Genomic DNA, 14,826 nt, shown 5'->3' on the forward strand with positions numbered 1-14,826 from the left:
CATTATGCTTCGTAAGCGTGTGGCTTCAGCGCGGGATGGCTATTGCAGCTCTGTACGCTCATCCCAGCGTTGGCAATCACGGAAAATCAGCTCGTGACGCCCACCCAAGGTCCCGCTCAAGGAATGAAGGCAATGATCAAGAAATCGGTGACGGAGCTCGCATTCGTCAACAGTAAATCGCCCTTACCCACAGTCGAGGTCGATTCGCAGTCCATTGAGGACGCAGGTTTCAGCATCTATAGCACGGTGATGCAGGTGCTCACCCAATTGGCTGAGCAGGAAGCATCACTGCGGGCGACTCTCTATATATACGGTACTGTCAGCGTCAATTTCCGCGAGCCGTGCTGGTCTGAGTTTTTGCTGGTTGCAGGTCCAGAAAAAGTGCTGCGTGCCTTGGGGGCTGGTTTTGAACGTTTGCCGGCTGTGAAGTCGCGATTCAGTGATTACGTTTCGTCTTCTGAGGCCCTACGCACTTTCCATGTCCAGGATGGCTTGGTGTGGGAACAAGAGGATTCCAGCACTTGGTACTCCCATGCCCAGACATTGGCTGACCTGACCGCTGAAGCTGACGAGGCTGAAGAGGCCGACGACGATGGCGAGCTGATCGAGGAGGATGCGGAAGAGATCTGGGATGCCGAGGACCGTGAGGCTTCGGATGATCAGGAAGAAGACTCGACGATCGTTGTCGGAAACCGGAAGGCGGCTCGCTATCGGGCCGCGCGTTCGGATGCGAAAGTGAGCACCATCCGGGCAAGGATTGAAGACGTCTTCGGGTTGCCGGAAGGCTCTGTCGCACTCTGTGGGCCAGACGGCCGCGCGTTGCGAGGAAACGCGCTGATAAGGACGCTGCGTAGACGGTGGGACGAAAATTGATTCGGGAAATTCTACCCGCCAAGCCGGGTTCGCTTGTACGGGTCAGTACTCTGTCTTTTGCAGAATTACTCAATGCAAGCGATTGGCCGTTGGCATTGGACAGCTATCAGCGTGGTTTCGTCTGGGGGCCAGACAAGCTGACGCAACTGGTCAATGACCTAGCAACATATGCAGCACAGGCGGATACCTCCCTGCCTTATTACATGGGGGGGTATTACTGCATCGCGACGCAAGCCAGTCGAAGCGGTTCATCATCGATGGTCAGCAGCGCATCACCGCGCTGTCGCTGCTGTATCACCGCTCTACCGGCAAGTTGCCAGTGGGGCAGGCACTCAGCTATTCGGGCCAATCCGCGCGACATATTGCTGAAGGGTTGCAGGCATTGAAGCAAATGGAGGCGATTGCGCCGCAGATCATCGAAAGGCTACGGCTGACAGTGATCGAAGTGGACAGCACCGATCTCGCTTTCACCTTTTTCGACACCCAGAACAACCGTGGGGTGCGCTTGGAGGCCACTGATCTGCTCAAGGCCTATCACCTGCGTGCGATCGACTACGCGCAAGGTAAGACTGATCTCAAGGCAGCACTGCAGCGACACTGTGCAGAGCGTTGGGAGAGCTTGCAACGCCACCCAGCGGTGCTAAGCCCAGGTCAGGACTTCGCTCCTAACTTATTCAATCGTTTTCTCTGGCGGGGTTCTACCCCATTTCCACGGACGGTTTGAAAAGGGCTGAAAACTTCAGGTCTTGCCGCGCGACTCTACGACGCATTTATGCAGCGGGCGAGTGAGATTGCAGCGCTGCTGCCGTATTGGTGGCGTCCGGTGCGCGTATGCTTACGCAGCTAAACCCCGCCACCCACCGGCAGCGGGGCCCACACAACACAAGGAATGTGCCTGAATCTGTCAGGCCGGCAGTGTTTCCTCACCCTTGATGCCTTGCTGCAGCACCGGCCACTGATCGAGCATCTGGTCGAGCACCAGGTGTGCTTGGGTGATCAGGTGCATGCCGGCCATGGCCAGGTGGCGTGGCGGGCCTTGCAGGGCGTCGGCGCTTTCGTAGACCGTGGCGGTGGCGCAGCGCAGCAGCTCCACGGCATGGGCCAGGCGGCATTCAAGTGTGTTGAGGGTGGATTCGAGCGGGGGTGGATCGGGGACGATCTTTTTCATGGCTACAACTCCTGTAGAACTGATGGAGTCGTCACCCATTGCTACCAAACGCCGGGTGGCGACCGTGCACAAGTTGGTAGAACCGGCTACAGGCACCCGGCGCGTCCGAAGACGCCATGCGCACGGCCGCCATAACTGCAGGCCGAAAAAAAGCGCCTCGCAAAAGGTGGCGCCTTGCGCCTGTAAACATCAGGTCTACCAAACCTGATCGCTGGATTTACAGCGACGGCCAGAGGGTAGTAGCCGGAGTCTTCAAGCACAAGCGGTCGGGATTTTCTCGGAAATTTCCTTCAATAGAAAGGGAGGCATCTTGCAATTGCGGCGCTGGAGAAGCCCATTGCGGGGTTGAACAGTACGGCACACCGCTTGTCTCGCCGGGCGGTCACAGGGCAGGCATCTGCACCGAAAACCGCTCAAAAAGGCACAAAAAAAGCACTTGCGCAAAACGCTAAGTGCTTGATTTGTAACGCTTGTTTGGTGGAGCCGGGGGGATTTGAACCCCCGTCCGCCAGTACTCCGCTGTCGGTCCTACATGCTTAGCCGTGTCTATTAAGTTAACCCTCAGCGACCCGACGGGCAGGGTGCATTGGGCGAGTTGTGTAAGTTTTAGCCACGTCGTCCACAACGTACTAGGCGGCGATCCTGTTCTGTATGACAATCATTTCGGGTTTACAGGCATCCCCTGATGATTGCTGGAGCCGAAGCTACCAGAAGAGCTAGTCGCGCCGCTTACGCAGCGAGAGCGTAGCCCTCGTAGTTTTCGTCATTGGCAACTATAGAAAGTTGCAACAGTGGATTTACGACTTCTGTTACCAAGTCGGCATGCACCTAAAGTTTCATCACCGGCGTCGAATCCTAATCGGCCCCGTGACTACGTTCAGGTAGTCAGTGGGGCGCAGTGTACGCCTAATGGCGCTTCACGTCGACCCGCTGTGCGGGCTACCTGGCAATTATTTGGCGCCCTCGCTGCCGGAGCCAATTTTTTTCAGGTCGGTCATCGCTTTGTCAGTCAGTTCGATGCATTTTTTCTCATCGTTCGCGGCCTTGGCGGCCCGAGCATCGGCTTCGGTCTTCTCCAGCGATGCCTTGACTTCCGGGCTCAGGTTGGAGTTGGTAGACACCTGCGCATCCTTGATGCTTTGCAGGTTCACGTCGCAGAGATTTTCGGCGGCGAAGACTGGGGAAGCCAACAGTGCAGCGCTGAGGAACAGTCCTGTAAATGCGGTACGTTTCATGTGTCTCTCCTTTAGCCTGTGGACTCGGTATGGCCGGGGTCGTGAGGGCCGCTGCCCGAGGTTGCGAAAAGCCATCCCGTGCAGGGGGGCTTAAAGGATTGACTATGAGGTTTTGCAGGGGTTCTATTTATTTTTCTCGGCGAACAGAAAGTCGAAAACAGGGTGAATTGCACTAAAAAGAGGCGATAGGTCGCTAACCTCGCTGGGCATCACGCAAACGTGGTTCAGTGATGTCCCAGCTATTTATTGAGGCCAGCGGAGTCATCGCGCCCGTGGCTGTGTCACCCGATCCACCAGGTAAACCAGGCTGTGATAATCAATCCCTGAGTGATGCGACAGCCCAATCTCACAGGTGCGGCTGGTGGAGATGCCTTCGCTGCAGTACTGCACAGCGTTCTTCAACGGGCGTAGCGAGTGAGCATTGAGTTCCGGGTGGGTGAAGCCCTTGTCGCCGGCAAAGCCGCAGCAGTGAATGCCCTCGGGAATCACCACGTTGACGCTGCACAACCGGGCCAGGTCGATCAGCGCCTGGCTTTCGCCCAGATGCTGGGTGCTGCAGGTGACATGCACTGCCACCGGTTCCTGCTGTGGTGTAAAGGTCAGTTTGTCCAGCAGGTGGGTACGGATGAAGCGCACCGGGTCATAGAGGTCCAGGCGGCTGTCCTTCAGGCTTTCGATCAGGCGCAGGGTACAGGGGCTGGTGTCGCAGTAGATCGGGTCAAGCCCGCCGCGACTGGTCTTGAGCAGTGTCTTGATCAGCTCATCGCGCTTTTCGTCAGCCTTGGCGGTATAGCCTTTGGAGGCGAACGGCTGGCCGCAACACAGGCTGTCAGCATCTTCCGGGAACACCACCTGATAGCCGGCCTTTTCCAGCAGCCTGCGCGTTTTGTCCAGTAGCGAGGTCTGTTCCCGATCGCTGGCGGCCGGGCCCATTACTCGCGAGACGCATGCGGCCAGGTACACCACTCGCGGCCGTTGATCGTCGAGCGGCGGTGTGAAGCGAATGGCCTGTGCTGGCTGCGGCATGGCGGCTGTCCACTGTGGTACGCGGCCGGCGGAGGCTGTGTGCAGCGCTGCCGAGATTTTTGCCATACGCGGCGCACCGAGCAGTCTGCGGGCCCCGTCGGCCACTCGCAGGGTAAAGCGTGCGCTCTGCAAGGCGATCTTGAAGTGCTGCGCTATCCAGTCAGCGGTTTTGTCATGGCTGGCCTGTTCGGCGCGCAGTTTCTTGACCAGCTCACCGGTATTGATGCCTACCGGGCAGCGCTGGGCGCACAGTCCGGTGGCGGCGCAGGTATCGATGCCCTGGTACTGGTAACCCTGCTCCAGCGCGCGGGTATCTTCGCCGCGGCGTTTTCTCGCTTGAATGTCACGCCACATGACGATGCGCTGGCGAGGGCTGAGGGTCAGTCCTTTGGACGGGCACACCGGTTCGCAGAAGCCGCATTCAATGCACTTATCGACAATTTCGTCGGCTGCCGGCATGGGTTTGAGGTGCTTGAGGTGAATGTGCGGATCGTTGCTCAGCACCACGTCCGGGTTGAGGATGCCGTTGGGGTCGAGCAGGTGCTTGAGTTGCCACATCAGTTGATAGGCGTCGCTGCCCCATTCTTTCTCGACGAATGGCGCCATGTTGCGGCCTGTGCCGTGTTCTGCCTTGAGTGAGCCGCCGAACTCGACAGCGACCAGCTCGGCGACGTCATCCATGAACGCCTGATAGCGTGCGACTTCTTCATGGCTGTTAAAGCCCTGAGTGAAGACAAAGTGCAGATTGCCCTCCAGGGCATGACCAAACAGGATGGCCTCATCGTAATGATGCTTTTCAAACAGGGCGATGAGTCGACGTACGCCAGCGGCCAGTTGTTCCACTGGAAAGGTAACGTCCTCGATGATAACCGTGGTACCGGTCTGGCGCACGGCACCGACAGCAGGGAAGGTGTCTTTGCGAATTGCCCATAGCCGGGCATTGTCCTGTGGGTCTTCGCTGAAGTCGACTTGTTGCTCCACTGCAAACGGCGCCAGCGACGTCATGATCTGCGCCAGCTGTTCATGCAGCAGGCTCTGGCTGGCCGCGCGGGCCTCGATCAACAGCGCGCAGGCGTTTTCCGACAGCTCGCGCACGAAGGCCGGCATCCCCGGTTTGTCCTGGACCGAGCGCATGCTGCGCCGATCGAGCAGTTCCACGGCGGCCACTGGCTGCTGTTTGAGGACGCTGACGGCGTTGCAGCAGGTCTCAACGTCCGGGAACACGATCAGCGCCGAAGCTTTATTTGGGTGGTCGGGCACGGTGTTATAAGTCACCGCACTGATAAAACCCAGAGTGCCTTCGCTACCCACCAAAAGATGGCTGAGGATATCCAGTGGCTCGTCGAAATCCACCAGGGCGTTGAGAGACAGCCCGGTGGTGTTTTTCAGACGGTATTTGTGACGGATTCTGGCCGCCAGTTCGCTGTTGTTGCGGGTCTCGCGTGCGAGGCTGGCCAGGTGCTCCAGCAACTGCGCGTGGCTGTTGCGAAAGGCGGCGACGCTGGCAGGGTCTTCGGTGTCCAGGCGGGTGCCGTCGGCCAGCACCAGGCGGATGCCGGCCAGCGTGTGATAAGTGTTTTGCGCGGTGCCGCAGCACATGCCGCTGGCGTTATTGGCGACGATACCGCCGATCTTGCAGGCATTGATCGACGCTGGGTCCGGGCCGATCTTGCGGCCAAAGGGTGCCAGCCAGGCATTGGCTTGAGCACCAATCACGCCGGGTTGCAGGCGGATCTGGCTGCCCTGTTGACGAATCTCGCGGCTGTTCCAGTTATCGCCCAGCACCAGCAGCACGCAATCGCTGATTGCCTGACCAGACAGACTGGTGCCCGCCGCACGGAAGGTCACCGCAACCTTGTGGGCCTGAGCCAGTTGGAGCAGCGCCACGACTTCGTCTTCGGATTCAACCCGTATCACCAGTTTGGGGATCAACCGATAAAAACTGGCGTCAGTACCGAAAGCCAGGGTCGAGAGCGGATCATCGAAGCGGCGCTGTTCGGGAATCAACAATTGCGCCTGGCGTAGAAAGTTGGCGGGCAGGGTCATGCGTCCTCCAGGATCAGCACCACCAGGTCCTTGGGACCATGGGCGCCGTAGGCCAGCACTTGTTCGATATCGGCGGTTTTGGACGGGCCGGAGATCAGCAGCGCATTGGTCGGCATGTCGTTCGCCCATTGCTGTTGCTGCTGCGCCTGGTACAGGTTGTCGTGGATCTGACTGGCTTTGAGCAGAGCAAAGTGCACCGGCGGCACCAGGCTCATCAGTCGCGGCTCTTCGCGGGTAGGCCAAAGGATCAGGCTGCCGGTCGCGGCGATCGCGCCCAGTGTGCCGGTCACGCTGGCGGCCGTATCGTCGAACAGCTCTTTTTTCCAGGCTTCTATCGGTTTGTCATAGGCCTTGAGCGGCGCCAGGCCGGGCTGCTGCGCCCAGTGTTCGCGAATCCGTTGCCCGTGCAGTGTCCCCGGAGCGATCAGCAGGTTGGGCAGTTGCCGCTCGCTGACCAGTTGCGCCAGGCGTTGTGGCCAATCGTGCTCGCGGCACAGATGGATTTCGGTATGTACCGCTTCCATCAATTGGCGCAGGCGCGCGAGCCGGGTCTGTGCGGTATAGCTCCATGGCCCGGTCACTGTTGCTTCATTGAAATGATCGGCAATCGGTTGAGTGCCTTCCAGGCTACGGCGCAGCTTGGCGAGAATAGTGTTTCTGGCGTTCATCAGGTGTCTCTCTTCTGCCGGGCCTGGTGCTCGCGGGCCAACTCGTGCAGTGACCGGGCCGCAGGTTTCGGAGCGCTATGATGCTGCGTCCAGGGGCCGAGGTTAGCGGGCATCAAGGCGCGCAGGCGGGTGGCGAGAAAGCGGAAGGCCCGGTACAGCGCTGGCGAGCGGTTGAGCACCGACCAGGCGTTCCAGATCAGCCGCTCTTTACGTGAGTACTTGCGGCCCTGGTCGCGCATGACCGGGTTGGGTGCATCCGGCGCTTTGACGTTCTCTTCGCGCAACCGGCGCAACAGTGCCGGAATCGGAATCTTCACCGGGCAGACCTCACCGCAGGCTCCGCACAACGACGACGCGCTGGGGTGGTCCGGTACTTTATTCAGGCCGGCCATGTGTGGGGTGATGATCTTGCCGATCGGGCCAGGGTAGACCTCGCCATAGGTATGCCCGCCGACCCGGGTATACACCGGGCAATGGTTCATGCACGCGCCGCAGCGGATGCAGTTGAGGGTCTGGCGCAGCTCGCTGTCGGCAAAGGCCTGGCTGCGGCCGTTATCCAGCAGTACCAGATGGACTTGCTGCGGGCCATCGAGTTCATGAGCCTTGCGCGGGCCAGAGATCATGTTCACGTAGGTGGTGATCGGGATGCCCAGTGATGAGCGAGTCAGTAGCGACAGCAGTGGCACGGTGTCGCGCAGGTTCTCCACCACCTTCTCTATGCCGGTGACCGCGATATGCACGGGCGGCACGCTGGTGACCATGCGGCCATTGCCTTCGTTTTCAACCAGCAGCAGGGTGCCGGTCTCAGCCACGGCGAAGTTGACGCCAGACACGCCGATGTCGGCTTCGAAGAACTTCTGGCGCAGCACCTTGCGGCCAATCTGAATCAACTGGTCGACATCGGTGGTGTAGTCGACGCCGAGCTTCTCATGGAACAGCGTGCCGACCTGGCCGGCATTCTTGTGGATGGCCGGCATGATGATGTGCGAGGGCTTCTCGTGAGCCATTTGCACGATGTATTCGCCCATGTCGGCTTCCAGGCATTCGATGCCTCGCTCAGCGAGGAAATGGTTCATTTCCATTTCTTCGCTGACCATCGATTTGCCTTTGATCAGTTGCCGGGCTTCATGCGCTTCGACGATGGACAGCACGATGGCATTGGCTTGCTCGATGGTTTCGGCCCAGTGCACCTGAACGCCGTTGCGGATCAGGTTGTGTTCCAGTTGCTCCAGCAGATCAGGCAGTTTCGACAGCGCGCGGGCACGGATGGCATTGCCCAGCTCGCGCAGCTCTTCGCGTTCGTCAGCGTCGCTGAACGCTGCGGCGCGCTTGGTCATCAATGAATCCATGGCGCGGCGGAAATTGCCGCGCAGTTGACTGTCACCAAGTGCCTGACGGGCGCGGTTGGGGAAGTCGGGGTTGAGCTCTACGGCCGCAATACGATTGTGCGCGGTCATGAGCGGCCTCCGGTGCGCTGCCAGAGAAAACTGGCCAGATGCATGCCGTGCAGCGATGCTTGCTGCTTTTCCAGTGCCCCGTTGATATTCATCAAGCAGCCGCAGTCGGCCGTGATGACCTGGTCGGCGCCTGAGTCTTTCAGTGCCTGGGTTTTGTCGGCCACCATGGCCCCGGAAATGTCCGGCATACGCACGCTGAATGTGCCGCCAAAGCCGCAGCATTCGCTTTCATGCGAGTGTTCGACACGCTCGACGTTGCCCAGTTGGCCAAGCAGTTCACGGGCATGCAGGTGGGTGTTCATCTCCCGGCGTGCCGAGCAGGATGTATGCAGGGCGATCCTGATCGGCTGGCCTTGGTCATCGAAGCGCACCTTGCAGACATGCAGCAGGAATTCGGTCAGTTCATAAGTGCGCGCGGCAAGATTGCGCACTTTTTCCAGCATCGGCGGCTCGTCCTTGAACAGCTCTGGATAATGCTCACGGAACATGCCCGCGCACGAGCCAGACGGCACGACTACCGGGTCGCTGCCTTCGAACAACTGCACCTGAGCCCGGGCGACTTGCCGGGCCTGCTCAGTGTAGCCACTGGTGTAGGCCGGCTGGCCGCAGCAACTCTGGCCCTGTGGGTAGTTCACCTGGATACCTTCGCGCTCAAGCAGGTGAATGGTGTCCATGCCCGCTTGCGCAAAAAACAGGTCGACCACGCAGGTACCGAACAGGTACACCCGTTGTGGCTTCTGATCAGGGTACTGGCGTGGTGCATGGCGCGGCGCCAGCCGCGTGGCGTTGGGGGAGGCGTTATAGAACAGTTCGTTCATCAGGTGCTTCTCCGGGTGGGCCCGGTTATCGAAAGCTGGCGCCCGCCATCACGACGGCGCCAGGGTTTACGGATTGACCGCGACTCAGTGCACCAGCATGCCGGTGAACCAATACGCTTGCGCATAGGTGATGATCCCCACCAGGGTGGCGAAGAACAGGCTGTGCTTGAGGGTGAAGCGGAACAGGTCCGACTCCTTGCCGACCAGGCCGGTCGCTGCGCAGGCCACGGCAATGGACTGTGGCGAAATCATCTTGCCGGTGACGCCGCCGCTGGAGTTGGCGGCGACCATCAGCACATCACTGACGCCGGTCTGGTGCGCTGTGGTGGCTTGCAGGGAGCCAAACAGGGCGTTGGCAGAAGTATCCGAACCGGTCAGGAATACCCCCAGCCAACCCAGAAATGGCGAGAAGAACGGAAAGGCCGCACCGGTGCCGGCCAGTACCAGCGCCAGTGTCGAAGACATCCCCGAGTAGTTCATGACGAAGGCGAACGCCAGCACCATGCCAATCGATACGATTGCCCAACGCAGCTCAATCACGGTCTCTTTGAAGGTGGTCAGACCAATCCTGGCGCTGATGCGCAGCACGATCATCGAGATGATGGCCGAGAGCAGGATGGCGGTGCCGGAAGCGGCAATCAGGTCCAGCTTGTACACCGCCGGCATGGCGGTTGCCTTGGCCACGATTGGCGTGCCCTTGATCACCATCTGATCAAGAAACGGCACGGCGGTGTTGATGGTCCATGCCTGCAGCGGGCCACCGGCAGCGAACAGCGCCTTGAAGGGTTTGAGCGTCCATACAGTGACCATCGCAGTGAGGATCAGAAATGGCGACCAGGCTTTGAAAATCTGCCCCAGGGTGTAGGGCGACGGCGTACGTGACGGGGCCGGGATATGACCTCCACCGCCCAGTACGGCGGTGCCGCCACCGCTGCTGATCACTGCGTCAGTGGCGCGCTGCGGCTGCCAGACCTTGAGGAACAGGGTCAGGGAAATGATGCTGACCAGTGCCGAGGTGATGTCTGGCAGTTCCGGGCCGATGAAGTTCGAGGTCAGGTATTGGGTGACGGCAAAGCTGAAGCCCGCCACGAACGCGGCCGGCCAGGTTTCCTTGACGCCGCGTACGCCGTCCATGATGAACATCAGCCAGAACGGCACGAAGATAGACAGGAACGGCAGCTGGCGACCGGTCATTGCGCCGATCTTGAAAGCGTCGATGCCCGAGACCTGGCCGGCAACGATGATCGGGATGCCGAGCGCCCCGAACGCCACCGGCGCGGTGTTGGCAATCAGGCACAGGCCGGCGGCGTATAGCGGGTTCAGGCCCAGGCCCACCAGCAAGGCGGCAGTGATTGCCACAGGCGCACCGAACCCTGCCGCGCCTTCAAGAAAGGCGCCGAAGCAGAAGCCGATCAGCAGCACCTGCAGGCGCTGGTCGTCGGTGATGGTCAGTACCGAGCTGCGGATGATCTCGAACTGGCCGCTTTTGACGGTCAGCTTGTAGAGAAATACCGCTGCGACGATGATCCAGGCGATCGGCCACAGACCGTAGGCAAAACCGTAGCCCGCCGCAGCCAGTGCCATGTCGACCGGCATCTGGAAGGCGAAGATCGCCACCAGCACCGATAAGCCCAGCGTGATGCTGCCAGCAATGTGGCCTTTGAGACGGAACACCGCCAGGGCGAGAAAAAAGAAAATGATCGGGATCAGCGCAGCGGCGGCGGATAAGCCCAGGCTGCCCAAGGGGGTATAGAGTTGTTGCCAGGTTTGCATTGGGTTGGCCCCTAGTTGTTTTTGGTTAGGCCCGGTGTCCGGTGGCGTACGTGCCTGATTCAGGCAGGTGGTCGTAGCGTCCCGTGCACCAGCTCAGGCCTTTCTGGTCGGGAAAGGTCCAGCGATGTACGTGCAGTTGGTTACTTATATAGCTCTTGGTTAATTGGTAAGACCAATTTACAAGATCTGGTTGCTAGGGTAGAAGCCTTACCGGGGATGTGTCAATTTGCTCTTTTTGCGACTTTGGTCTGAATCAGCCCGGCAGCAGTACAGCAATGGTTCAGTGACAGCCATGCGGCAGATGCCTAAGGTGCTCGGATCGGCCAGAATAGACGGGCCCGATAACGAGGTCGGGAAGGTGGAGTGAGGGTTATGGGCTTTGGTCAAGTACGGCAGCGCCGTTTGTCGGACGATATTGTCGAGCAGCTGGAAAAAATGATTCTGGAGGGCACGCTCAAGGCCGGCGGTCGTTTGCCTGCCGAGCGCGTGCTGGCTGAGCAGTTTGGTGTTTCACGCCCATCCCTGCGTGAGGCCATTCAGAAGCTGACAGCAAAAGGGCTGTTGATCAGTCGTCAGGGCGGCGGTAATTACGTGGCGGAAAATCTGGGCTCGACCTTCAGTGATCCGTTGCTGCAACTGCTGGAAAGCAGCCCGGACGCGCAGCGCGACCTGCTGGAGTTTCGGCATACTCTGGAAGCCTCGTGCGCCTACTACGCAGCGTTGCGGGCTACCGATCTGGATCGCGAGCGGCTGCGCCAGGCATTTGATGCTCTGCAGGATTGTTACGCCAGGGCTGAACAGGAGGGCGGTGTCGAAGAGGCCGCTGCCGATGCCAATTTCCATCTGGCGATTGCCGAGGCCAGCCATAACGCGGTGTTGCTGCACACCATTCGTGGGCTGTTCGACCTAGTGCGGCGTAACGTCGTGATCAATATCGGGGGCATGTATCAGCAGCGCAGCGAGACCCGCGACATGCTTATCGCGCAGCATCGTGAGCTGTATGAGGCGATTATCGAAGGGCGCGCCGAGGATGCACGAAGTGTTTCAAGTCGCCACCTGATGTATGTTCAGGAGGTGCTTGAGGAGGTGCGTCAGCAGGGAGAGCGGGCGGCGCGAGCCGAGCGGCGGCATAACCTGTAGGTTACGCCGAATGCCCGCGATAGCCTGTCGCGGGCTGCGCGGGGTCAGTCTTCCTTGCCCTTGTTGCGCACGGCACGTTGCAGTTCGCGGTTGGAATCGCGTTCGCGCTCGGTGTCGCGCTTGTCGTATTCCTTTTTGCCTTTGCCCAGTGCGATTTCGCACTTGATCATGTGCTGTTTCCAGTACAGCGACAAGGCAACGCAGGTATAGCCCTTTTGCTGTACAGCGGCGAACAGCCTGTCGAGTTCGCGGCGGTTGAGCAGCAACTTGCGAGTGCGCGTCGGGTCCGCGATGACATGCGTGCTGGCTGTCTTGAGGGGGGTGATATGACTGCCCATCAGCCAGGCTTCGTCGTCCTTGAGCAGCACATAGCTGTCAACCAACTGTACCTTGCTGGCACGCAGGCTTTTTACTTCCCAACCGGACAGGACCAGACCGGCTTCGAACTTGTGTTCGATGAAGTAATCGTGACGCGCTTTTTTATTCTGCGCGATGGTCCCTGTAGGGTGCTTTTTGAGTTTGGCCATAGGGGCCGCATTATAGGCAGTTGCTGCGTTGTCGGCTATGGGCAAGGCGTGTGCTTGAGCGCGATGATCGAATCCCGGACAATGCGCGCTCTTTTTACACCTTGTAACGTGGCGTATCGCATCTGAGCGGCCCACGACTCAGGCGAAAAGGTGATGAGGCGCTGGCGTCCGATCCTGTTACCCTGACTTTCATTCTTGAGGCACCAGAGGGTGCCGTTCGGCATTTATATGCCGCTCAGTTTTGGAAAAGATGCTGACATGACTACGCATATTCAACGTTCGGCACTGTTGCCGTATCCAGCCCGGTTTCTTTATGACCTGGTCAACGATGTGGCTCGCTATCCCGAATTCTTGCCTTGGTGTGCCGCGGCGCTGGTGCACGAGTCCAGCGACACCGAGATGCGTGCCAGTCTTGAAATCGCCAAAGGCGGACTGAGCCAGAAGTTCGTGACCCGCAATACCCTGATACCAGGTGAGTCGATTGTCATGGACCTGGTCGAAGGGCCCTTCAGTCAATTGCATGGTGTCTGGACTTTCAAGTCGCTGGGCGAAAAGGCCTGCAAGATCAATCTGGACCTGTCGTTCGACTATGCCGGGCCACTGGTGCGTGCCACCCTCGGGCCACTGTTCAATCAGGCAGCCAATACCTTGGTCGATGCATTCTGCCAGCGGGCGAAACAGCTGCATGTCTGAAACCCCGATTGAGATCGAGGTGGTGCATGCAAGTCTTGAGCGTCAGGTCATGTTGCGCGTCAAGGTGGCTGCTGGCACCACGGTTCGCCAGGCATTGCAGTCAAGTGGCATCGGAGCGGTTTTTCCGGAGCTTGAGCTGGAGTCTTGTGCGGTGGGGGTCTTTGGCAAACTGATCAGCGATCCTGACTATCGCGTCATGGAGTCGGGTGAGCGTATCGAGATCTATCGACCGCTATTGGCTGATCCGAAGGAAGTGCGGCGGCTGCGTGCTGCCAAGGCTGAAAAAGCGCGACCGAAGAAGGGGCGGGCCTGACTTCAGTTCAGGGCCGAGAAAATATCTGGATAAAAAATGCCCGGCTAACCGGGCATTTTTGCTTAACGCGCTGGTGCTTCCAGCGGTTCCTGTTCAGGGACTGGCGTTGTCTCGACGCTGTCGACCTCTTTCTGAATCTGGTCAAGCATCGAGCCTGGGCGCGTGGGCTGTTCAGGTGGCGTCTGCGGCTGGCTCTGCACCGGCGTCACGCTGGTGTCACTGCCTTGGCCAAGGATGGCCTCGTCACGGCTGACACCCGGCATGAAGTCGCCAGACAGACTGACCAGTTGGTCATTGCCGTTGAAAATCAGGCTGATGCGTTCCTGTTGGCGTTCACCGCCGCCGGGTTGCAGGCTATACAGATAATCCCAGCGATCGGTGTGGAATGTATCGACCAGCAACGGGTTGCCCATGATAAACCGTACTTGCCGCCGGGTCATTCCGGGGCGCAACTGGTCTATCATATCCTGCGTGACGACATTTCCCTGCTGGATGTCGATTTTATAAACCCCGGGGAACGAGCAACCGGCGAGTGCGAGCAGTCCCACAAGTGTGAAACTGGTTAGCAAGAGCTTGGTGTTTTGCATCGGTGGGCGACTTCCACTATCTTGGCTGGGTCAACAAACCCCGATCATACCTGCATTAAGAGAAGCTGCGAAGCAGCGTCTGCGAGAAAGCTGACCATGGTTGAAAATAGCGAACTACGTAAAGCAGGACTCAAGGTGACCCTTCCACGGGTCAAGATCCTTCAAATGCTCGATTCTGCCGAGCAGCGCCACATGAGTGCCGAGGATGTCTACAAGGCTCTGATGGACGCCAGTGAAGATGTCGGTCTGGCCACGGTTTACCGTGTTCTGACCCAATTCGAAGCGGCAGGTCTGGTGGTGCGCCACAACTTCGACGGCGGTCATGCGGTCTTCGAACTGGCAGACGGCGGCCACCACGACCATATGGTCAATGTGGACTCCGGTGAGGTCATCGAATTCTTCGACGAAGAAATCGAAGCCTTGCAAAAGGCCATCGTTGAGCGTCACGGCTTTGATCTGGTCGATCACAATCTGGTGCTCTACGTGCGCAAGAAAGCCTAAA

Annotated in this window: 15 protein-coding genes and 1 other RNA gene; 6 read left to right on the forward strand and 10 right to left on the reverse strand. The window is 59.2% G+C overall.

The annotated features are described in order from the left end of the window. Positions 1-132: 132 nt before the first annotated feature. Together NJC40_RS10965 and NJC40_RS10970 are read left to right on the forward strand one after the other, a co-directional pair. On the forward strand, positions 133-873 hold the full coding sequence (locus NJC40_RS10965; RefSeq protein WP_253139412.1) for a hypothetical protein: 741 nt from the start codon (positions 133-135) through the stop codon (positions 871-873). A 253-nt stretch (positions 874-1,126) separates the two neighbouring features. Beyond that, on the forward strand, positions 1,127-1,597 hold the full coding sequence (locus tag NJC40_RS10970) for a GmrSD restriction endonuclease domain-containing protein (RefSeq protein WP_492180561.1): 471 nt from the start codon (positions 1,127-1,129) through the stop codon (positions 1,595-1,597). A 180-nt stretch (positions 1,598-1,777) separates the two neighbouring features. Here NJC40_RS10970 and NJC40_RS10975 read toward each other — a convergent pair whose 3' ends face one another. The 8 genes from NJC40_RS10975 to NJC40_RS11010 form a co-directional block, all read right to left on the reverse strand. Further along, entirely contained in the window at positions 1,778-2,041 is a 264-nt protein-coding gene (locus tag NJC40_RS10975; RefSeq protein WP_253139407.1) for a DUF6124 family protein, read from the reverse strand. 475 nt (positions 2,042-2,516) lie between these two features. Further along, positions 2,517-2,908: a transfer-messenger RNA gene (gene ssrA, locus NJC40_RS10980) on the reverse strand. Between the two features lie 83 nt (positions 2,909-2,991). After that, positions 2,992-3,276 (reverse strand): PA2433 domain-containing protein, encoded by a 285-nt coding sequence (locus NJC40_RS10985; protein ID WP_045487655.1) that lies wholly within the window; start codon positions 3,274-3,276, stop codon positions 2,992-2,994. Between the two features lie 261 nt (positions 3,277-3,537). Continuing rightward, complete coding sequence (locus NJC40_RS10990) at positions 3,538-6,348, reverse strand: FAD-binding and (Fe-S)-binding domain-containing protein (RefSeq protein ID WP_253139404.1); 2,811 nt, start codon at positions 6,346-6,348, stop codon at positions 3,538-3,540. After that, positions 6,345-7,016, reverse strand: a complete 672-nt coding sequence (locus NJC40_RS10995) for a LutC/YkgG family protein (RefSeq protein WP_253116399.1) — start codon at positions 7,014-7,016, stop codon at positions 6,345-6,347. The genes NJC40_RS10990 and NJC40_RS10995 overlap by 4 nt, the downstream gene beginning before the upstream one ends. After that, positions 7,016-8,473 carry a LutB/LldF family L-lactate oxidation iron-sulfur protein gene (locus NJC40_RS11000; RefSeq protein WP_253116397.1) on the reverse strand — a complete coding sequence of 486 codons (1,458 nt, stop codon included), beginning with the start codon at positions 8,471-8,473 and terminating at the stop codon, positions 7,016-7,018. Before NJC40_RS11000 ends, NJC40_RS10995 begins: the two co-directional genes overlap by 1 nt. Continuing rightward, positions 8,470-9,291 carry a (Fe-S)-binding protein gene (locus tag NJC40_RS11005; RefSeq protein WP_253139401.1) on the reverse strand — a complete coding sequence of 274 codons (822 nt, stop codon included), beginning with the start codon at positions 9,289-9,291 and terminating at the stop codon, positions 8,470-8,472. The genes NJC40_RS11000 and NJC40_RS11005 overlap by 4 nt, the downstream gene beginning before the upstream one ends. 84 nt (positions 9,292-9,375) lie before the next feature. Then, positions 9,376-11,064: a lactate permease LctP family transporter gene (locus NJC40_RS11010; protein ID WP_253139398.1), complete on the reverse strand. Its 1,689-nt coding sequence runs from the start codon at positions 11,062-11,064 to the stop codon at positions 9,376-9,378. A 372-nt stretch (positions 11,065-11,436) separates the two neighbouring features. Between NJC40_RS11010 and NJC40_RS11015 the strand changes: the two genes are divergently transcribed. Then, positions 11,437-12,204 (forward strand): FCD domain-containing protein, encoded by a 768-nt coding sequence (locus NJC40_RS11015; RefSeq protein WP_045487674.1) that lies wholly within the window; start codon positions 11,437-11,439, stop codon positions 12,202-12,204. A 44-nt stretch (positions 12,205-12,248) separates the two neighbouring features. On the opposite strand, the gene smpB is transcribed toward NJC40_RS11015, so the two are convergent. Then, a complete protein-coding gene (gene smpB, locus NJC40_RS11020) occupies positions 12,249-12,731 on the reverse strand; it encodes an SsrA-binding protein SmpB (RefSeq protein WP_045487678.1) in 483 nt (160 codons plus the stop codon). A gap of 258 nt (positions 12,732-12,989) precedes the next feature. Between smpB and NJC40_RS11025 the strand changes: the two genes are divergently transcribed. Then, positions 12,990-13,424 (forward strand): type II toxin-antitoxin system RatA family toxin, encoded by a 435-nt coding sequence (locus NJC40_RS11025; protein WP_045494304.1) that lies wholly within the window; start codon positions 12,990-12,992, stop codon positions 13,422-13,424. After that, positions 13,417-13,737, forward strand: a complete 321-nt coding sequence (locus tag NJC40_RS11030) for an RnfH family protein (protein ID WP_045487683.1) — start codon at positions 13,417-13,419, stop codon at positions 13,735-13,737. Before NJC40_RS11025 ends, NJC40_RS11030 begins: the two co-directional genes overlap by 8 nt. Positions 13,738-13,799: 62 nt before the next feature. Here the strand turns inward: NJC40_RS11030 and NJC40_RS11035 are convergent, their stop codons facing one another. After that, on the reverse strand, positions 13,800-14,324 hold the full coding sequence (locus tag NJC40_RS11035; protein ID WP_253139395.1) for an outer membrane protein assembly factor BamE: 525 nt from the start codon (positions 14,322-14,324) through the stop codon (positions 13,800-13,802). Between the two features lie 96 nt (positions 14,325-14,420). Here NJC40_RS11035 and fur point away from each other — a divergent pair, with 96 nt between their 5' ends. Next, complete coding sequence (fur, locus tag NJC40_RS11040) at positions 14,421-14,825, forward strand: ferric iron uptake transcriptional regulator (protein WP_045487688.1); 405 nt, start codon at positions 14,421-14,423, stop codon at positions 14,823-14,825. Position 14,826: the final 1 nt, after the last annotated feature.

Source organism: Pseudomonas sp. 21LCFQ02 (assembly GCF_024129895.2).
Taxonomy (GTDB): domain Bacteria; phylum Pseudomonadota; class Gammaproteobacteria; order Pseudomonadales; family Pseudomonadaceae; genus Aquipseudomonas.